Source organism: Mycobacterium sp. PS03-16 (assembly GCF_004570325.1).
In the GTDB taxonomy this organism is placed as follows: Bacteria; Actinomycetota; Actinomycetes; order Mycobacteriales; family Mycobacteriaceae; genus Mycobacterium.
The window spans coordinates 89,403-106,503 of sequence record NZ_SPQO01000011.1 but is presented as its reverse complement, the minus strand read 5'-3'; the positions used below and the strand labels follow the sequence as shown (position 1 = coordinate 106,503).

At 69.6% G+C, this 17,101-nt stretch carries 18 protein-coding genes and 1 pseudogene; 12 read left to right on the top strand and 7 right to left on the bottom strand.

The annotated features are described in order from the left end of the window. Positions 1-975: an alpha-E domain-containing protein gene (locus E4P42_RS12115; RefSeq protein WP_135126304.1), complete on the top strand. Its 975-nt coding sequence runs from the start codon at positions 1-3 to the stop codon at positions 973-975. Continuing rightward, on the top strand, positions 976-1,815 hold the full coding sequence (locus tag E4P42_RS12110; RefSeq protein WP_135126303.1) for a transglutaminase family protein: 840 nt from the start codon (positions 976-978) through the stop codon (positions 1,813-1,815). It abuts the gene before it with no gap. On the opposite strand, the gene E4P42_RS12105 is transcribed toward E4P42_RS12110, so the two are convergent. Beyond that, a complete protein-coding gene (locus tag E4P42_RS12105) occupies positions 1,799-2,656 on the bottom strand; it encodes a ribonuclease Z (RefSeq protein ID WP_135126302.1) in 858 nt (285 codons plus the stop codon). The two genes, E4P42_RS12110 and E4P42_RS12105, sit on opposite strands and share 17 nt — an antisense overlap. A 127-nt stretch (positions 2,657-2,783) precedes the next feature. Here E4P42_RS12105 and E4P42_RS12100 point away from each other — a divergent pair, with 127 nt between their 5' ends. Continuing rightward, positions 2,784-3,212 carry a CBS domain-containing protein gene (locus E4P42_RS12100; protein WP_135126301.1) on the top strand — a complete coding sequence of 143 codons (429 nt, stop codon included), beginning with the start codon at positions 2,784-2,786 and terminating at the stop codon, positions 3,210-3,212. Between the two features lie 28 nt (positions 3,213-3,240). Next, complete coding sequence (locus E4P42_RS12095) at positions 3,241-3,846, top strand: GNAT family N-acetyltransferase (RefSeq protein ID WP_135126300.1); 606 nt, start codon at positions 3,241-3,243, stop codon at positions 3,844-3,846. Positions 3,847-3,899: 53 nt separating this feature from the next. On the opposite strand, the gene E4P42_RS12090 is transcribed toward E4P42_RS12095, so the two are convergent. Continuing rightward, positions 3,900-4,319 (bottom strand): lipoprotein LpqH, encoded by a 420-nt coding sequence (locus E4P42_RS12090; protein ID WP_135126299.1) that lies wholly within the window; start codon positions 4,317-4,319, stop codon positions 3,900-3,902. A 43-nt stretch (positions 4,320-4,362) separates the two neighbouring features. Beyond that, positions 4,363-5,001 carry a type II toxin-antitoxin system PemK/MazF family toxin gene (locus E4P42_RS12085; protein WP_167759463.1) on the bottom strand — a complete coding sequence of 213 codons (639 nt, stop codon included), beginning with the start codon at positions 4,999-5,001 and terminating at the stop codon, positions 4,363-4,365. On the opposite strand from E4P42_RS12085, the gene lepA reads away from it, so the two are divergent. Genes lepA through E4P42_RS12070 form a run of 3 tightly spaced genes read left to right on the top strand, consistent with a single transcriptional unit; the run spans position 4,988 to position 8,449 of the window. After that, complete coding sequence (gene lepA / locus E4P42_RS12080; protein ID WP_371287021.1) at positions 4,988-6,961, top strand: translation elongation factor 4; 1,974 nt, start codon at positions 4,988-4,990, stop codon at positions 6,959-6,961. The two genes, E4P42_RS12085 and lepA, sit on opposite strands and share 14 nt — an antisense overlap. Before the next feature lie 43 nt (positions 6,962-7,004). Further along, positions 7,005-7,742: a sensor domain-containing protein gene (locus E4P42_RS12075; RefSeq protein WP_135126296.1), complete on the top strand. Its 738-nt coding sequence runs from the start codon at positions 7,005-7,007 to the stop codon at positions 7,740-7,742. A 29-nt stretch (positions 7,743-7,771) separates the two neighbouring features. After that, the gene (locus tag E4P42_RS12070) at positions 7,772-8,449 is read left to right on the top strand and encodes a sensor domain-containing protein (protein WP_135126350.1); all 678 of its coding nucleotides are present in this window, start codon (positions 7,772-7,774) and stop codon (positions 8,447-8,449) included. An 18-nt stretch (positions 8,450-8,467) separates the two neighbouring features. Here the strand turns inward: E4P42_RS12070 and E4P42_RS12065 are convergent, their stop codons facing one another. The 3 genes from E4P42_RS12065 to E4P42_RS12055 form a co-directional block, all read right to left on the bottom strand. Further along, the gene (locus E4P42_RS12065) at positions 8,468-8,725 is read right to left on the bottom strand and encodes an ANTAR domain-containing protein (RefSeq protein WP_135126295.1); all 258 of its coding nucleotides are present in this window, start codon (positions 8,723-8,725) and stop codon (positions 8,468-8,470) included. 97 nt (positions 8,726-8,822) lie between these two features. Beyond that, a complete protein-coding gene (locus E4P42_RS12060) occupies positions 8,823-10,847 on the bottom strand; it encodes a glycoside hydrolase family 15 protein (RefSeq protein ID WP_135126294.1) in 2,025 nt (674 codons plus the stop codon). A gap of 33 nt (positions 10,848-10,880) precedes the next feature. Next, a complete protein-coding gene (locus tag E4P42_RS12055; RefSeq protein WP_209305761.1) occupies positions 10,881-12,137 on the bottom strand; it encodes an FAD-dependent oxidoreductase in 1,257 nt (418 codons plus the stop codon). A gap of 32 nt (positions 12,138-12,169) precedes the next feature. Here E4P42_RS12055 and E4P42_RS12050 point away from each other — a divergent pair, with 32 nt between their 5' ends. The 5 genes from E4P42_RS12050 (at position 12,170) to E4P42_RS12030 (ending at position 16,483) form a co-directional block, all read left to right on the top strand. Next, positions 12,170-12,361 (top strand): hypothetical protein, encoded by a 192-nt coding sequence (locus tag E4P42_RS12050; protein ID WP_135126292.1) that lies wholly within the window; start codon positions 12,170-12,172, stop codon positions 12,359-12,361. 335 nt (positions 12,362-12,696) lie between these two features. Continuing rightward, complete coding sequence (locus E4P42_RS12045; RefSeq protein ID WP_135126291.1) at positions 12,697-13,716, top strand: sulfate ABC transporter substrate-binding protein; 1,020 nt, start codon at positions 12,697-12,699, stop codon at positions 13,714-13,716. Continuing rightward, positions 13,713-14,597 carry a sulfate ABC transporter permease subunit CysT gene (cysT, locus tag E4P42_RS12040; protein WP_135126290.1) on the top strand — a complete coding sequence of 295 codons (885 nt, stop codon included), beginning with the start codon at positions 13,713-13,715 and terminating at the stop codon, positions 14,595-14,597. Before E4P42_RS12045 ends, cysT begins: the two co-directional genes overlap by 4 nt. After that, complete coding sequence (cysW, locus tag E4P42_RS12035; RefSeq protein ID WP_135126289.1) at positions 14,594-15,406, top strand: sulfate ABC transporter permease subunit CysW; 813 nt, start codon at positions 14,594-14,596, stop codon at positions 15,404-15,406. Before cysT ends, cysW begins: the two co-directional genes overlap by 4 nt. Positions 15,407-15,427: 21 nt before the next feature. Beyond that, on the top strand, positions 15,428-16,483 hold the full coding sequence (locus E4P42_RS12030; protein ID WP_135126288.1) for a sulfate/molybdate ABC transporter ATP-binding protein: 1,056 nt from the start codon (positions 15,428-15,430) through the stop codon (positions 16,481-16,483). On the opposite strand, the pseudogene E4P42_RS12025 reads toward E4P42_RS12030, so the two are convergent. Beyond that, positions 16,480-17,073 (bottom strand): annotated as a pseudogene (locus E4P42_RS12025) (rhodanese-like domain-containing protein). The gene E4P42_RS12030 and the pseudogene E4P42_RS12025 sit on opposite strands and share 4 nt — an antisense overlap. Positions 17,074-17,101: the final 28 nt, after the last annotated feature.

Below are 17,101 nucleotides of genomic sequence, written 5' to 3'. Positions count from 1 at the left end.
ATGCTGGCACGCAACGCCGAATCGCTGTACTGGATCGGACGCTACGTCGAACGGGCCGACGACACCGCCCGCATCCTCGACGTGACGGTGCACCAACTGCTCGAGGACTCCAGCGTCGACCCCGACCGGGCGTCGCGCACGCTGCTGCGGGTGCTGGGCATGGAGGCGCCCGACCACGCCCTGGACGTGTGGTCGCTGACCGACGTGGTGGCGTTCAGCCGCGGCAGCCACGGCGGCACGTCGATCGTCGACGCGGTCTCCGCGGCGCGCGAGAACGCCCGCGGCGCAAGGGAAGTCACCTCGACCGAGATCTGGGAGTGCCTGAACACCACCTACAACGCGCTGGCCGAACGCGAACGCGCCGCCAAACGGCTCGGGCCCGGTGAGTTCCTGTCCTACATCGAGGGCCGCGCCGCGATGTTCGCCGGGCTGGCCGACTCGACGCTCAGCCGCGACGACGGATACCGGTTCATGGTGCTCGGCCGCGCGATCGAGCGCGTCGACATGACGGTGCGGCTGCTGCTGTCCCGCGTCGGCGACAGCGCGTCCTCGCCGGCGTGGGTGACGTTGCTGCGCTCGGCCGGCGCGCACGACACCTACCTGCGCACCTACCGCGGCGTGCTCGACGCCGGGCGGGTGGTCGAGTTCATGCTGCTCGACCGGCTCTTCCCGCGGTCGATCTACTACTCGCTGCGGCTGGCCGAGCACAGCCTCGACGAACTGCTCAACCGCCCGCACAACCGGCTCGGCACCACCGCCGAGGCGCAGCGTCTGCTCGGCCGGGCGCGCAGCGAACTGGAGTTCCTGGAGCCCGGCGCCCTGCTCGAATCGCTGGAGACCCGGCTGGCCGGGCTGCAGCAGACCTGCAGCGACGTGGGCGGTGCGCTGGCGCTGCAATTCTTCTACGCGGCGCCGTGGGTGGCGTGGACCGACGCCGGCCGCAACGCGCTGGTCATCGAGGAAGGGGAACTCTAGATGTGGCGGACGCGGGTGGTGCATGCCACGGGCTACGCATACCGATCGCCGGTCACCGCATCGTTCAACGAGGCGCGCCTGACCCCGCGGTCGGACAGCCGGCAGAACGTGATCCTCAACCGGGTGGAGACCGTGCCGGCGACCCGCCAGTACCGCTACCTCGACTACTGGGGCACCGCGGTGACGGCGTTCGACCTGCACGCCCCGCACACCGAACTCGAGGTGACGGCGTCGTCGGTGGTGGAGACCGAGGTCGACGAGCATCCCGAGGAGAAGCCCGGGTGGGAGGACATGCGCTCCGAGGCGGTGCTCGACCGGTTCGACGAGGTGCTCTCCCCGACCGTCTACACACCGCACAGCAAGCGCATCGCGCGGGTCGGGGAGCGGATCGCCAAGTACCACGACCCCTACGAGGCCGTCACCGCTGCGGCGAACTGGGTGCACAGCGAACTGGCCTACGTGCCGGGTACCACGGGCGTGCACTCCTCGGGCGTGGATGCGCTGCGCGAGGGCAAGGGCGTCTGCCAGGATTTTGCACACCTGTCCCTGATCCTGTTGCGCTGCATGGGGATTCCGTCCCGCTACGTGTCGGGCTACCTGCATCCGAACCCTGAGGCGGGGATCGGGGACACCGTCGAGGGCCAGAGCCACGCATGGGTGCAGGCCTGGACCGGCGGCTGGTGGAACTACGACCCCACCAACGACAGGACCATCAGCGAGCAGTACGTCAGCGTCGGCGTCGGCCGCGACTACGCCGACGTCAGCCCGCTCAAGGGCATCTACTCCGGCGAGGGGTCGACCGACCTCGACGTGGTCGTGGAGATCACGCGCCTGGCTTGACGCACACCCCCGGGTGCACCTCGACGCGGTGCAGATCGTCGCCGAGTTCGATCTGGCGGCCGAACACCGAGGCCGCCAGCGCCCGCCACTCCTCCTCCTGGCCCGGGGCGATCGCGGGCACGTAGTGGGTGAGGATCAGGATCCCGACGCCGGCGCGTTCGGCGGTGGCGGCGGCCTGCTCGACCGACGAGTGGTAGTCGCAGATGTCGCGGATCCGCTGCTGCGGCAGCGCTTCGATCAGATCGTGGCGAATCACGGTGTGCACCAGCGCACCCGCGCCCGCCGCGAGCGCGTCGAGGGTGTCGCACGGCACGGTATCGCCGGCCAGCACCACTGAGGCGCCGGCGTGGTCGATGCGGAACCCGACGGTCGGCGCGACGGGACGGTGGTCGGTGGGCGTCGCGGTGATCCGGACGTCGTCGCGGTCCCACACGACGCCGTCGGTGACCTCGTGCACGTCGACCTGCGGCGGTGCGGTCAGGTCGGCGTGGTGGGCGATGCGGTAGCCGATGTCGTGGCCGAACGCCGTCAGCGTCGCCTCGACGACGTCGGCGGTGCCGGGCGGGCCGATGATCGGCAGCGGTACCTGTTCGGTGAACGTGGTCACCCACCGGGTGATCAGCAGGTCGCCGAGGTCGGCGATGTGGTCGCTGTGCAGGTGTGTCAGCAGCAGCGCCGAGATCCCGTTGGCGGCGGCGCCGGTGGCGGCCATCCGTTGTTGCACCCCCCGTCCGCAGTCGATCAGCACGGTGTGACCGCCGGCGCGGACCAGTGTCGACGGGCCGGCGCGGCGGGGGTCGGGTATCGGGCTGCCGGTGCCGAGCAGTGTCACCTCGATCATGGGCCTATCGTCACTCTCCGGCGTGAGCGGCCGCGGGCGTATGCGGTGAATCGACGGTGAATCTGTTCCGTCGGCGCCGGACACCACCTAGCCTGGAGTGAGCGGGATCACAGGGGCGGAGGCGGCGATGCGGATCGCGGACGTACTGCGCAGCAAGGGGTCGGCGGTGGCCACGATCACCGAGACGACGACGGTCACCGCACTGCTGGCCGAGCTGGCCGTTCACAACATCGGCGCCATGGTGGTGGTCGGACCCGACGGCATGGTCGGCATGGTGTCCGAACGCGACGTCGTCCGCCGATTGCACGAGCGCGGCGCCGAGCTGTTGCGCCGGCCGGTATCGGAGATCATGACCAGTGTCGTGGTGACGTGCACCCCCGAGGATCCCGTCGACGATCTGTCGGCGGTGATGACCACCAACCGCGTTCGTCATGTGCCGGTGCTCGACGGCGGCCGGCTCGCCGGCATCGTCAGCATCGGTGATGTCGTCAAGACGCGGATGGATCAGCTGCAGACCGAGCAGGAGCAGTTGCAGGCCTACATCACCCGCGGTTGAGCCCGGCTGCGGCGTTAGGGTGGCGCGCATGGCGATCGACGTCACCCCGGCCCGGCGTTCCGATGTCCGCGCGATGGCCCGCACGCTGGGCCGCGCCTTCCAGCACGACCCGGTGATGGCCTGGATGGTGCCCGACGAGGCCCGCCGCGCCAAGGCGCTGCCGCGGATGTTCGCGGCGATGATCCGCCACCACTTCCTGGCCGGCGGCGGTGCGGAGGTCGCCGGTCGCGACGGGCAGACCGGCGCGGCCGCGCTGTGGGATGCCCCCGGTCGCTGGAAGCACAGCCGGCGCGAGGAACTGCTGATGCTGCCGAGCTTCATCCTCGCGATGGGCGGCCGGTCGGCCCGCGGTCAGCAGCTGACCGAACTCATGAAGGAGCATCACCCCGAGGAGCCGCACTGGTACCTCGCGGTCATCGGTAGTGACCCGACCGTGCGCGGTGGCGGATTCGGGCACACGCTGATGCGCTCGCGGCTCGACCGCGTGGATGCGGAGTATGCGCCGGCCTACCTGGAGTCCAGCAATCCGGACAACATCCCGTACTACCAGCGGTTCGGTTTCGAGGTCACCGGGGAGATCCGGCTGCCGGACGGCGGCCCCTCGATGTGGCCGATGTGGCGGCAGCCACGATGAGGCTGGGGTGGCGGCAGCCACGGTGAGACTGGGGTGGCGGCAGCCACGGTGAGTCAGCACTCCGCCACGAGCTCGAACCGCTCGGAGCTCGGGACGTTCTGCTCGGGCGACGCGGCGCCGTAAAGCGTCCCGGCGACGGTGAAGGTGGTGCCGTCGACCGAGGCGGTGGCATCGCCGACGCCGCCCGTCCAGTAGCTGCCGGTGAAGCCGCCGAGGTCGCGAACCTTGACCCACTGCGCCTCGGCGCCGTCCTCGGTGGGCCGGAGCGCCGCATCGACGGTGCCGCCGCCGTCGCCGGCGTCGAACAGCCATGACCATCCCGACTGCGTGCAGTGAAACGAGGTGGTCGTGACGGTGTGGTCTCCGACGGTGATCCGCGCCCGCCGCTCGACCGCCCCCGGCCGTTCGCCGTCTGCGCCGCAGCCGGTCAGGACCGTGGCGACCATGATGACGGCGACCCAACGCGCGTCCATACTGACGTGTTGCCAGGTCACATCCGGGACAAACCGGGGCCGGCTAGCTCCAGGAGTACTCGGCGCGCAGGCGCGCGGCGACGAGCTCGAAGCGGTCGCGGTCGAGGATCGCGCCCTCGCGGCGGATGCCCTCCTCGGGAACGTCGAGCACCCGGTCGAGGCGCACCCAGCTGGCGCGACCCTCGTAATCCCAGGCGCCGGTGCCGATCGCGACCCAGTCCGGGTCGTCGTGGTGGTGGTCCTGGCTCGACAGCATGAGGCCGAGCAGTGTGCGGCGGTCCCGGCCGACCACCAGCACCGGCCGGTCCTTACCGCGGGTCGGGTCGTCCTCGTAGACCACCCACGTCCACACGACCTCCCCGGGATCGGCGCGGCCGTCGAGATCGGGGGCGTACACCAGCTTGCGGGCGCGGTGCGCGGTGGGGACGCTGTTGCGCGTGACCGGCCGGCCGGCGGTGATCTCGGGCGCGGCGGGGCCGGCGGCGCCGGCCAGGGCGCTGAGCCCGGCGCCGAGGCCCATCTTGAGGCCCTGCTGGATGCCCTGCTGCACGGTGCGCGGCCGGTTCTCCGACTGCTGCAGCTGGCGGATCAGCTTCGGTGCTTCGTTGAGCACGAAGTTCTTGGTGACGGTCCCCGCGAACCGCTGGAAGGATTTCCACTGCGGAGGCATGGTTTCGAGCATAGGTGAGGTTGGGCGGGCGCGATTGTGCTGCGACGCCTGCGGCTCGATACCCTTGAGGGCGCGCACCACACGCGCAGTGACCCCGTTCACCAGGAGAAACCCAATTAGCAGCTTCGCCGACCAGACCTTCACCGCGCCGGCGCAGATTCGGAACTTCTGCATCATCGCCCACATCGACCACGGCAAGTCGACGCTGGCCGACCGGATGCTGCAGCTCACCGGCGTCGTCTCCGATCGCGAGATGCGTGCGCAGTACCTCGACCGGATGGACATCGAGCGCGAACGCGGCATCACGATCAAGGCGCAGAACGTGCGGCTGCCCTGGACGGTTTCCGGTGGCCAGGCACCCGAAGACAAGTATGTGTTGCACCTGATCGACACCCCTGGCCACGTCGACTTCACCTACGAGGTGTCGCGCGCCCTGGAGGCCTGTGAGGGTGCGGTGCTCCTGGTCGACGCCGCGCAGGGCATCGAGGCCCAGACGCTGGCCAACCTTTACCTGGCGCTGGACCGCGACCTGACGATCATCCCGGTGCTCAACAAGATCGACCTGCCGGCTGCCGACCCGGACCGCTACGCCGGCGAGCTGGCCCACATCATCGGCTGCGAACCGTCCGACGTGCTGCGGGTGTCGGGCAAGACCGGTGCCGGGGTGGCCGAACTGCTCGACGAGGTGGTCCGGCAGGTGCCGGCCCCGACTGGCGACGCCGACGCCCCGACCCGGGCGATGATCTTCGACTCGGTCTACGACATCTACCGCGGCGTGGTCACCTACGTCCGTGTCGTCGACGGCAAGATCGTGCCGCGCGAGCGGATCAAGATGATGTCGACCGGCGCCACCCACGAGCTGCTCGAGGTCGGCATCGTCTCCCCGGAGCCCAAAGCGTCCGAAGGGCTGGGGGTGGGCGAGGTGGGCTACCTCATCACCGGCGTGAAGGACGTCCGCCAGTCCAAGGTCGGTGACACCGTCACCACGGCGCGCAAGGGCGCCGAGGAGGCGCTCACCGGCTACCGGGAACCCCGGCCGATGGTGTACTCGGGGCTCTATCCGGTCGACGGCTCCGACTACCCGGTGCTGCGTGATGCCCTGGACAAACTGCAGCTCAACGATGCCGCGCTGACCTACGAACCCGAGACGTCGGTGGCGCTGGGCTTCGGGTTCCGGTGCGGCTTCCTCGGCCTGCTGCACATGGAGATCACCCGCGAACGCCTCGAGCGGGAATTCGACCTCGACCTGATCTCCACCTCACCCAACGTCGTCTACCGCGTGGTGCAGGACGACGGGACCGAGAACGTCGTCACCAACCCGTCGGACTGGCCGGAGGGCAAGGTGCGCACCGTGTTCGAACCGGTGGTGAAGACCACGATCATCGCGCCGAGCGAGTTCATCGGCACGATCATGGAGCTGTGCCAGTCGCGGCGCGGCGAGCTCGGCGGCATGGACTATCTGTCGCCGGAGCGGGTCGAGCTGCGCTACACGATGCCGCTCGGCGAGATCATCTTCGACTTCTTCGACTCGCTCAAGTCCCGCACCCGCGGCTATGCCAGCCTCGACTACGAGGAGGCTGGTGAGCAGGAGTCCTCGCTGGTCAAGGTCGACATCCTGCTGCAGGGTGAGGCTGTCGACGCGTTCAGCGCCATCGTCCACAAGGACAGTGCCAGCGCCTACGGCAACAAGATGACCACCAAGCTCAAGGAGCTTATCCCGCGCCAGCAGTTCGAGGTGCCGGTGCAGGCCGCGATCGGGTCGAAGATCATCGCCCGCGAGAACATCCGCGCCATCCGCAAGGACGTGCTGTCCAAGTGCTACGGCGGTGACATCACCCGTAAGCGCAAGCTGCTGGAGAAGCAGAAGGAAGGCAAGAAGCGGATGAAGACGATCGGCCGGGTCGACGTCCCGCAGGAGGCGTTCGTCGCGGCGTTGTCCACCGACGCCGCCGGGGACAAGCCGAAGAAGTAGGCCGAAGCCTCGCACGCCCGCCGTCGGCGTGCTAGAGAAAACCATGCGGTCGACTCGGGTGGCGTCGGTGCTGGCGGCCGCGTGCCTGGCCGCGGCCGGTTGCGGCGCCACGGTCAGTGGTGTGGCGGTCGACAAGGCCGCGCCCGCCGCCCCGGCGCCCGCTCGCGAGCTCGACACCGTGCTGCCCACCGCCGAGGAGCTCAGCGCCGCACTCGGCGTCCCGCCGACGGGGTTGATGGGTCAACTCGTGGAAGGCGGCGCGGACACGCTGCTGCGCGGCGTCGACCGCGCCCAGGCGACGCCGGTCGAATGCGTGAGCGCGACCTACCGGCTGCAGCAGGCGGTCTACGGCGCGAGCCCGGTGCGTTCGGTGGCCAGCCGGTCATGGGCCGGCGGCGGGGTGGACGGCCCCGTGCTCAGCGGATTCTTCGGGGTGGTGCAGCTGGCGTCGCCGGCCGACGCGCAGGCGTTCTTCGCCGCCGCCGCCGAGACGTGGCGCCAGTGCGACGGGCGGACGCTGGTCCTGCAGCACGCCGGCGCGGTCGAGCAGAGTCGGATCTCCGATGTGGTGGTCGATCCCCGGGTGGTGTCGGCGGTCGTCGTGCACGCGATCGGCCCGGAACGTGACGGTGCGGGCGGCCTGACGATCCAGCGGGCGCTCGGCGTGGCCGCCGACAGCATCGTCGACGTGGAGATCACCGACGTGGCCGGCGCCAAAGGGGCGGGTGCCCGCGACGCGTTCGACGTCGCCGGCGTCATGCTCGCCAAGCTGACGGGCTGACCGTGGGCCACAATGTGCCGGTGAAGTCGATGCTGGCCCTCGCGGCGGTGGCGGTGCTGCTGTCGGGATGTGTGAGCACGGTGTCGGGGCGGGCGGTGCGGCAGACGAGCGGGATCCCCGCCGACGCACCGGCACTGAGCGAGGCGCAACTCGACGATGTGCTGCTGTCGATCGGCGAACTGAACGACATCATGGGCGCGTCGCAGATGACGATCACCAGCGATCTGACCGAGATGACCGACCACTCCAGCGACGTCTCCGATCCCGCCTGCCTCGGCGCGATCTACGGCGCGGAGGAACCGGTCTACGCCGACAGCGGGTGGACGGCGATGCGCGACCAGGTGGCCCGAGAACCCGACGACGACAACGCGCACTGGGTCGAGCAGACCGCGGTGCTCTACCCGTCGGCCGACGAAGCTCGGGGCTTCTTCGAGTTCTCGCAGGCGATGTGGGACGAGTGCACGGCCGGCGACATCACCGTCGACGACGGGATGGGTACGTTCGTCTGGCAGATGGAGCCGGTGATCGCCCACGGCCCCCTGCTCACTCAAATGTCGGTGCAGCGCGACGCCGCGGGCTGGGCCTGCCAGCACGCGCTGGCGGTCGTGTCGAACCTGACCGCCGAAACGTGGGCGTGCGGCTACACGATCCGCGACGAGGCCGCGACCATGGCGACCGAGATGGCGGTCAACGCGGCGAAGCGCTGAGCGCCCCCGGCGCCGCGGTCAGGCGGGAACGCGCCGGGCACCGCGGATCAGCTCGCCCCACGCGGTGAAGACCTCGGCGTCCTGGGCGGACGACGACCCGCCGGCCAGCGCCACCAGCCCGGTCGCGACCGCGCCGATACCGAGCCCGGTCTGCTTCACCACCGCGACGAGCTCATCGAACGCCTGGCGTTCGGTGCAGCCGCGCAGGCCCACCAGAATGCCGATCGCGATGTCGATGACCCGGCGCGACGATGCGTCGGTGTTGCGGTGGTCCATGCTGCCTCCTCAAGGTCGCAGCACGATCGTGCGGCAACCGCTGCTGCGATGACCACACATCAGTACACGCTGATGCTGACTATTGGCTGAACGGTTGCTACATCGGCGCGTTGGCCGGGACGAACACCCCGGAGCTGTCGGCCTCCTCCTCGGCGCGGATGACGTGCACGACCGCGTTGATCAGGGCCAGGTGGGTGAATGCCTGCGGGAAGTTGCCGAGGTGGCGGCCGGTGCGCGGCTCGATCTCCTCGGCGTACAGGTGCAGCGGGCTGGCGAAGGACAGCAGTCGTTCACACAGCCGCTTGGCCCGGCCCACCTCGCCGATCTCGACGAGTGCGGACACCAGCCAGAACGAGCAGATCGTGAACGTGCCCTCCTCGCCGGCCAAACCGTCGTCGGTCTCCTCGACGCGGTAGCGCAGCACCAGACCGTCCTCGGTGAGCTCGTCGGCGATGGCGAGCACGGTCGCCCGCACCCGAGGATCGTCGGGCGGCAGGAACCGCACCAGCGGCACCAGCAGCAGGGAGGCGTCCAGGGCGTCATCGCCGTACCGCTGGGTGAACACGCCGCGGTCGTCGACGCCGTTGGCCAGGATGTCGGCCTTGATCTCATCGGCGATCGCGCGCCACTGCTGGGCGTAGCTCTTCTCGCCCTCCAACTCGGCGAGTTTGGAGCCGCGGTCGAGCGCCACCCAGCACATCACCTTCGAGGAGGTGAAGTGCTGCGGTTCGCCGCGCACCTCCCAGATGCCGCGATCCGGTTCGCGCCAGTGCTTGATCGCCTCTTCGACCTGATTCTTGAGCACCGGCCACAGCGCCTCGGGGATCTGCTCACGAGATTTGGTGTGCAGATACACCGAATCGAGCATGGTGCCCCAGATGTCGTGCTGCATCTGGTTGTAGGCGCCGTTGCCGATGCGGACCGGGCGCGCGCCGTCGTACCCGGACAGGTGGCGCAGCTCCTCCTCGACCAGGCTGCGCTCCCCGCCGACGCCGTACATCACCTGAAGCGGGTGGCGCTCACCGTTGTTGGCGCCGGACACGTCGGCGATGAACGCGAAGAAGTCGTCGGCCTCGCGGTCCAGCCCGAGCGTGTACAGACCCCACAGGGCGAAGGTCGAGTCGCGCACCCAGGCATAGCGGTAATCCCAGTTCCGTTCACCCTGAGGGGTTTCCGGGAGTGACGTGGTGCTCGCGGCGAGCAGCGCCCCGGTCGGGGAGTAGGTCAGGCCCTTCAGCGTCAGCGCGCTGCGCTGCAGATAGGCCCGCCACGGGTGGTCGGGGAAGTCGCCGACGTTGATCCACTGACGCCACGCCTCGCTGGTCTGCCACATCTTGTCGGCGGCCTGTTCGTAGTTCTGCGGCGCCGGATGTTTCGACCAGCTCAGCGCAACGAAGATGTTGTCGCCCTCCTTGAGCCGGGTGCGGGCCCGGGCCTCGCGGCCTTCCAGGCCGATGCGCAGGTTGGTCGTCAGCCGCAGGGTGGGATGGGAGTCGGGGTCACGGTTGGCCCGGGCGATCGCCTCGCCGTAGGCCGGGCCCGAGTACTCCCACTCCGCGCTGACCCGGTGGTAGTCGAACGACGGCTCACAGTTCATCACCAGCTCGACGGTGCCGCTGACGCAGCGCACCGTGCGCAGCAGGATGTGCTCGGCATCCCAGTCCATCGGCGTGCGGCGGTGGGTGCGCGACCGCCGCTCCAGGTCATGCCACGGACCCATCACCAGCGCGTCGCGCACGATCAGCCAGCCGGTGTGGGTCTGCCACGTGGTTTCGAGGATCAGGCTGCCCGGCAGGTAACGCCGTGCGGCGGGCACGGTGACGCCGTACGGGCCCAGCCGGAAGTGGCCGGCGCCGCGGTCCAGGATCGCGCCGAACACGCTGGGGGAGTCGGGGCGCGGCACGCACATCCACTCCACCGAACCCGACGAGGAGATCAGGCAGGTGTTCTCACAGTCGGACAGGAAACCGTAATCGGCGATCGGCGGGAACGGGTTCCGCAGCCCACCGGTCGCCGAGTACGGCACCGGCGCGGTCACCGTCAGCGGCGTATCGGGCAGCAGGTGATTCACCGCAGCCGGCGGCGCGGCTCCGTCGGCGGGCTCGGTGTGTTGCAGAACCATGCCGACATCATCGACTGCCGACCTGCCCGGCGTCTACTCGTGCGGCCGTGTCGGCGCGTTGCTGGGTGATCGCCGGGCGAATGCGGGAATGCGCTGCGGGAACGGCCCGATGGCGACCCCCGCGCCGAGCAGGGTGCGCAGTGCGGGGACGCGGTTGACCACCCGCACCCCGCGTGGGGCCTGCGCGGGTCCGTCCGCGCCGACGGCGGTGGCGATGATCCGTGACTGCACCACCCGCTGGGCGCTCTGCACCAGCGCCGTCGGCAGCCAGCGGCGGGCCTGGACCTTGGCGAGGTCCCGTGTGGACACCCGGCCGGTGCGCAGGGGTCCGGCGAGCAGGGTGGCCGCGGCGACCGCGTCGGCGATGGCGAGGTTGATGCCGACCCCCCCGACCGGGGACATCGCGTGCGCGGCGTCGCCGATGCACAGCAGCCCGTCGGCGTACCAGCGGCGCAGCCGGTTGACCTGCACGTCGAGCAGCCGGACGTCGTCGAACGACGTCAGCAGCCCGATGCGGTCGGCCACGAACGGCAGCAGCGCCACGACGCCGCGCCGCAGCCGGTCGATGCCCTGGGCGCGCAGCGCCGCATCGCTGCCCTTGGGGATGATGTAGGCCATCTGGAAGTAGTCGCCCCGGTCGATCGCGACCGCGGCGTGCCCGGTCCCGAAGACGCCGGCCAGGCCCTGCGGGTCGTTCTCGTCGCGCGGCAACCGGAACCACCACACGTCCATCGGTGCGCCGAAGGTGCGCGGCACCATGCCCATCGCCGCCCGCAGCGTGGACCCGCGCCCGTCGCACGCCACGGTCAGCCGGGCGTGCAGGTCGCGCCGTTCGCCCGCGGCGTCGCGGTAGCTCACCCCGGTGACGCGGTGGCCGTCACGCAGCGCAGTGAGCACCTCGCTGCTGCGCAGCAGCGTGAAGGTCGGTTCGGCCGCCGCGGCGGTGGCCAGCAGCTCGAGGAAATCCCACTGCGGCACCAGCGCGATGTGTTTGTGCGGACCGGGAATTCGGCGCAGGTCGACGCTGACCGGGGTGTCCTGCACCGTGGCGTTGATCGATTCGATCACGCGGTGCGGCACCCGGCCGAACGCGTCGCCGAGCCCGAGTTCGTCGAGCATGCGCAGGGTGCTGGCGTGGACGGTGTCACCGCGGAAGTCGCGCAGGAAGTCGGCGTGCTTCTCCAGGACGGTGACGGCGACACCGGCGCGGGCGAGCAGCAGGCCCAGCATGATTCCGGCCGGGCCGCCGCCCGCCACGATGCACCCCGTCTGCTCCACCACGGCCGGCATCGCCCCATCATCGCATCGCATAGGCTGGCGCGGTGGAGGCATTTCTGAGTTGGTGGGACGGCGTCGAGTTGTGGCTGACCGGCCTCGGCTTCCTGGCCCAGACCGCCGTCGTGATGCCGGTGGTGTTGCTGCTGGCCTACGCGGCGGCGGTGGTGCTCGACGGTGGCCTCGGGCAGAGCGTCAAGGTCCTGCGCCGGGTGCGCCACGAGCAGGACCGGCCGTGACCGGTATGCCGCGCTCGCGGGTGACGCTGATCCTGGTGGTGCTGGTGCTGCTGGTGATCGTCACCTGGCTCCTGACCCGCTGAGCACCCGGATTGCCGTCGCCGGCTGCTCTGCTATTGTTCGCGCCATGCAGTCAGCGCACGGTGACAGCGTGAGCCACTTGGCTCCCGTTGTGGTGCGTTCGTGCGCTGCTGTCGTCGTTCGCTGTTGTCGCTGAATCCCTCCCGTCCGCGGTGTTGGGATCGGTGACGACTGCTCAGGTGTCGTGACATCGATTCATCCCCTTGCCGTCGTGACGGGTTCGCTCACTCGTCATCCGGCAAGAAAGGTCATCGATGTTCACGACAGTCAGGAATTCGAAGCGCTGGCGGGCGGCCGCGGCGCTCGCCACCACGGCCACCCTGCTCACCGCGTGCGGCGGCGGTGCCAGCGACGTCGCTGGTGAGGACGGCGGCTCGGCCGAGACCACCCTCACGCTGGTCGCCTTCGCGGTACCCGAACCCGGCTGGTCCAAGGTGGCGCCCGCGTTCGCTGCCACCGAAGAGGGCAGAGGGGTCGCGGTCACCGGCTCCTACGGCGCGTCGGGCGACCAGTCCCGCGCGGTGGAATCGGGCAAGCCCGCCGACATCGTCAACTTCTCGGTCGAGCCCGACATCACCCGACTCGTCAAGGCCGGCAAGGTCGACGAGAACTGGAACGCCGCGCCGAACAACGGCATCCCGTTCGGTTCGGTGGTCAGTTTCGCGGTGCGCCCCGGCAATCCCAAGAACATCCGGGACTGGAACGACCTGCTCAAGCCCGGCGTGGAGGTGATCACCCCGAGCCCGCTGAGCAGCGGTTCGGCGAAGTGGAACCTGCTCGCCCCGTACGCCTACGCCAGCAACGGCGGACAAGATCCGCAGGCGGGCATCGACTTCGTCACCAAGCTCGTCACCGAGCACGTCAAGCTGCGCCCGGGTTCCGGCCGGGAAGCCACCGACGTGTTCCAGCAGGGCAGCGGTGACGTGCTGCTGGCCTACGAGAACGAGGCGCTCAACTTCGACCTCGAGTACGTCAACCCGCCGCAGACCTTCAAGATCGAGAACCCGGTCGCGGTGGTCAACGGCAGCCAGTACCGGGACAAGGCCACGGATTTCATCAATTTCCAGTACACGCCGGAGGCGCAGCGGCTGTGGGCGGAGGCCGGCTTCCGGCCCGTCGACCCGGCCGTGCTCGCCGAGTTCGCCGAGAAGTTCCCCGCGCCGCAGAAGTTGTGGACCATCAACGACCTCGGTGGGTGGCAGGAGGTCGACAGCGAGCTGTTCAACAAGGACACCGGCACGATCACCAAGATCTACCAGCAGGCGACCGGATGACCACAGCGGTCGACCCGAATCCCGAGGCGGTTCGGCCCGAGCTCTCCGGTGACCGGGGGTCGGGCCGCCCCCGGGGGGTCTTCGGCCGGCGGTACGGCAACGCGTCCCTGCGAGTGGGCGCCGCCACCCTGTGGCTGTCGCTGATCGTTCTGCTTCCGCTCGCCGCGATCCTGTGGCAGTCGGTGAGCGGCGGCGCGGAGGCGTTCTGGGCGGCGGTCACCTCACCGGCCGCACTGGCCTCCTTCCGTGTGACGCTGACGATCTCCATCGGCGTGACCCTGGTCAACGCGGTGTTCGGCCTGCTGGTCGCGTGGGTGCTCGCCCGCGACGAGTTTCCGGGCAAGCGGTTGGTCGACGCGCTGATCGACCTGCCGTTCGCGCTGCCCACCATCGTGGCGAGCCTGGTGATGCTGGCGCTCTACGGTCCGAGCAGTCCGGTCGGAATTCACCTGCACCACACGGCCTGGGGTGTCGGCGTCGCGCTGCTGTTCGTCACGCTGCCGTTCGTCGTCCGTTCCGTGCAGCCCGTGCTGATCGAGCTCGACCGTGAGGTGGAGGAGGCGGCGGCCTCGCTGGGCGCCAACAACGTCACCATCCTCACCAAGGTGATCCTGCCCGCGCTGCTGCCGTCGCTGCTGTCGGGCGCCGGGCTCGCGTTCTCCCGGGCGATCGGCGAGTTCGGGTCCGTGGTGCTCATCGGCGGCGCGATCCCCGGCGAGACCGAGGTGTCCTCCCAGTGGATCAGGACCCTGATCGAGAACGACGACCGGGTCGGCGCGGCGGCCATCTCGATTGCCCTGCTCGCCATCTCGTTCGTGGTGCTGTTCATCCTGCGGGCCATCGGGTCGCGGGCGGCCAAGCGCGAGGAGCTGGCGCGATGACGTTGTCACCCGTGACGCGCGCGGTCGTCCGCTTCGTGGCGCTGGCCTATTTGGCCGTGTTGGTGGTGGTGCCCGTCGCACTGATCCTGTGGCGCACGTTCTCACCCGGGATCGGGGCGTTCTTCTCGTCGATCACCACGCCGGCCGCGGTGTCGGCGCTGCAGCTGTCGCTGCTGGTGGTCGCGATCGTGGTGCCCCTCAACGTGGTGTTCGGGGTGCCGACTGCACTGGTACTGGCGCGCAACAGATTTCGTGGGAAGAGCCTCCTGCAGGCCGTCATCGACCTGCCGTTCGCGGTATCGCCCGTGGTCGTCGGTGTGGCGTTGATCCTGCTGTGGGGCTCAGCCGGGCTGTTCGGGTTCGTCGAGAACGACGCCGGCCTGAAGATCATCTTCAGCTTCCCGGGCATCGTGCTCGCCAGCATCTTCGTCACCGTGCCGTTCGTCATCCGCGAGGTCGAGCCGGTGCTGCACGAGATCGGCACCGACCAGGAGGAGGCCTCCTCGACACTGGGTGCGCAGTGGTGGCAGACGTTCTGGCGGATCACCCTGCCGTCGATCCGGTGGGGACTGACCTACGGTGTCGTGTTGACCGTCGCGCGCACCCTCGGCGAGTACGGCGCAGTGATCATGGTGTCGTCCAACCTGCCCGGTCAGTCGCAGACCATGACCCTGCTGGTGTCCGACCGGTACTTCCGGGGCAATGAGTACGGGGCATACGCCATCTCGACGGTGCTGATGGCGGTCGCCGTGCTGGTGCTCATCGCCCAAGTCATCCTCGACGCCCGCCGGGCGCGGGCCGCCAAATAGTCGTCAAGGAGACGATTCACCATGACCAACGCGATCACAATCGAAGGCGCCAACAAGCACTACGGAGATTTCGCGGCGCTCGACAACGTCGACTTCGTGGTGCCGGCCGGCTCCCTGACCGCGCTGCTCGGGCCCAGCGGCTCCGGCAAGTCGACGCTGCTGCGGGCCATCGCCGGACTGGATCAACCCGACACCGGCACGATCACCATCAACGGCCGCGATGTCACGCACGTGCCGCCGCAGCGACGCGGCATCGGCTTCGTCTTCCAGCATTACGCGGCGTTCAAGCACCTCACGGTCCGCGACAACGTGGCGTTCGGGCTGAAGATCCGCAAGCGGCCGAAGGCCGAGGTCAAGGAGAAGGTGGACAACCTGCTCGAGGTCGTGGGCCTCGCCGGGTTCCAGAACCGCTACCCGAATCAGCTCTCCGGTGGTCAGCGGCAGCGCATGGCGCTGGCGCGCGCGCTGGCGGTGGACCCGCAGGTCCTGCTGCTCGACGAGCCGTTCGGCGCCCTGGACGCCAAGGTGCGCGAGGACCTGCGGGCGTGGCTGCGCCGCCTGCACGACGAGGTGCACGTCACCACGGTGCTGGTCACCCACGACCAAGCCGAGGCGCTCGACGTCGCCGACCGCATCGCGGTGCTCAACAAGGGCCGCATCGAGCAGGTCGGGTCACCGACCGAGGTCTACGACACCCCGGCCAACGCGTTCGTCATGTCGTTTCTGGGTGCGGTGTCCTCGCTCAACGGCGTTCTGGTGCGCCCGCACGACATCCGTGTGGGCAGAAACCCGAATCTGCCGCTGCACGAGCGTGACTCGGCGCGGGCCACCGATGTGGTGGAGGCGACCATCGACCGGGTGGTCGTGCTGGGGTTCGAGGTGCGTCTGGAGTTGAGCAACGCGCACACGCGGGCGCCGTTCACCGCGCAGATCACCCGCGGTGACGCCGAGGCGCTGGGGCTGCGCGAAGGCGACGTCGTGTACGTGCGGGCCACCCGGGTGCCGACGCTTCCAGGCGGGTCCACCGTGCCGACGTCGGACTCTGCTGCCGCCGACGAGTCGGTCACGACCGGTTAGGAGCTGGGTGCGCTACGCCGCCGGCTGTGGAGCAGCGCGATGAGCGCATCGGCGTCCGGTCGGGATGGCCGGTTGTAGGGGAGCTTCGACAGGGCATCGGCCATCGCGCAGGTGTTGCTCACCGCCGCAAACGTCAGGCCGCCGCCGATCCCGGCGGCGACCCACTTGAGTTTCGGGACCGCAACGGATCCGACGATCGATGACAGCACGATCGAGCCGGCGACGAGCCGCACCTGACGCTCGAGGTCCCACCGCTGCCGACCGCGGTCCAGCGCGAACCCGTTGTTCTCCCACTCGGCGACGCCGCCAAGCAGCACCTACCGCGGCGCCGACGGGTCGGCGCGCAGCAGGTGTTCGGCGCGCGCTGCCCGGGCTCCCGAGTGGCACACGAAAACCACATCGTCGCCGACTCGGTCGAGCAGGTCGTCCCGGCGGGATGCGATGACGTCGAGGGGCACGTTGTGCGAGCCGGGGATGTGCGCGGTCTCGAACTCCGCCGCGGTGCGCACATCCACAACCAGCGGCGGCGCCGGTGACTCGAGGCGCAGCCGCAGCTCGTGGGTATCTACCGGACGGGCTGTTGTGGTCATGGCTGCGTCTCTCGTCAGAAGTGGCCGT

What these genes read in the sequence shown, in the direction of transcription:
- E4P42_RS12110 (WP_135126303.1), top strand. Translation starts at nt 976, where the DNA reads ATGTGGCGGACGCGGGTGGTGCATGCCACGGGCTACGCATACCGATCG.
- E4P42_RS12085 (WP_167759463.1), bottom strand. Translation starts at nt 5,001, where the DNA reads ATGCTCGAAACCATGCCTCCGCAGTGGAAATCCTTCCAGCGGTTCGCG.
- cysT (WP_135126290.1), top strand. Translation starts at nt 13,713, where the DNA reads ATGACCACAGCGGTCGACCCGAATCCCGAGGCGGTTCGGCCCGAGCTC.
- E4P42_RS12095 (WP_135126300.1), top strand. Translation starts at nt 3,241, where the DNA reads ATGGCGATCGACGTCACCCCGGCCCGGCGTTCCGATGTCCGCGCGATG.
- E4P42_RS12070 (WP_135126350.1), top strand. Translation starts at nt 7,772, where the DNA reads ATGCTGGCCCTCGCGGCGGTGGCGGTGCTGCTGTCGGGATGTGTGAGC.
- E4P42_RS12065 (WP_135126295.1), bottom strand. Translation starts at nt 8,725, where the DNA reads ATGGACCACCGCAACACCGACGCATCGTCGCGCCGGGTCATCGACATC.
- E4P42_RS12045 (WP_135126291.1), top strand. Translation starts at nt 12,697, where the DNA reads ATGTTCACGACAGTCAGGAATTCGAAGCGCTGGCGGGCGGCCGCGGCG.
- E4P42_RS12055 (WP_209305761.1), bottom strand. Translation starts at nt 12,137, where the DNA reads ATGCCGGCCGTGGTGGAGCAGACGGGGTGCATCGTGGCGGGCGGCGGC.
- E4P42_RS12030 (WP_135126288.1), top strand. Translation starts at nt 15,428, where the DNA reads ATGACCAACGCGATCACAATCGAAGGCGCCAACAAGCACTACGGAGAT.
- E4P42_RS12075 (WP_135126296.1), top strand. Translation starts at nt 7,005, where the DNA reads ATGCGGTCGACTCGGGTGGCGTCGGTGCTGGCGGCCGCGTGCCTGGCC.
- lepA (WP_371287021.1), top strand. Translation starts at nt 4,988, where the DNA reads ATGGTTTCGAGCATAGGTGAGGTTGGGCGGGCGCGATTGTGCTGCGAC.
- E4P42_RS12060 (WP_135126294.1), bottom strand. Translation starts at nt 10,847, where the DNA reads ATGGTTCTGCAACACACCGAGCCCGCCGACGGAGCCGCGCCGCCGGCT.
- E4P42_RS12115 (WP_135126304.1), top strand. Translation starts at nt 1, where the DNA reads ATGCTGGCACGCAACGCCGAATCGCTGTACTGGATCGGACGCTACGTC.
- E4P42_RS12105 (WP_135126302.1), bottom strand. Translation starts at nt 2,656, where the DNA reads ATGATCGAGGTGACACTGCTCGGCACCGGCAGCCCGATACCCGACCCC.
- cysW (WP_135126289.1), top strand. Translation starts at nt 14,594, where the DNA reads ATGACGTTGTCACCCGTGACGCGCGCGGTCGTCCGCTTCGTGGCGCTG.
- E4P42_RS12100 (WP_135126301.1), top strand. Translation starts at nt 2,784, where the DNA reads ATGCGGATCGCGGACGTACTGCGCAGCAAGGGGTCGGCGGTGGCCACG.
- E4P42_RS12090 (WP_135126299.1), bottom strand. Translation starts at nt 4,319, where the DNA reads ATGGACGCGCGTTGGGTCGCCGTCATCATGGTCGCCACGGTCCTGACC.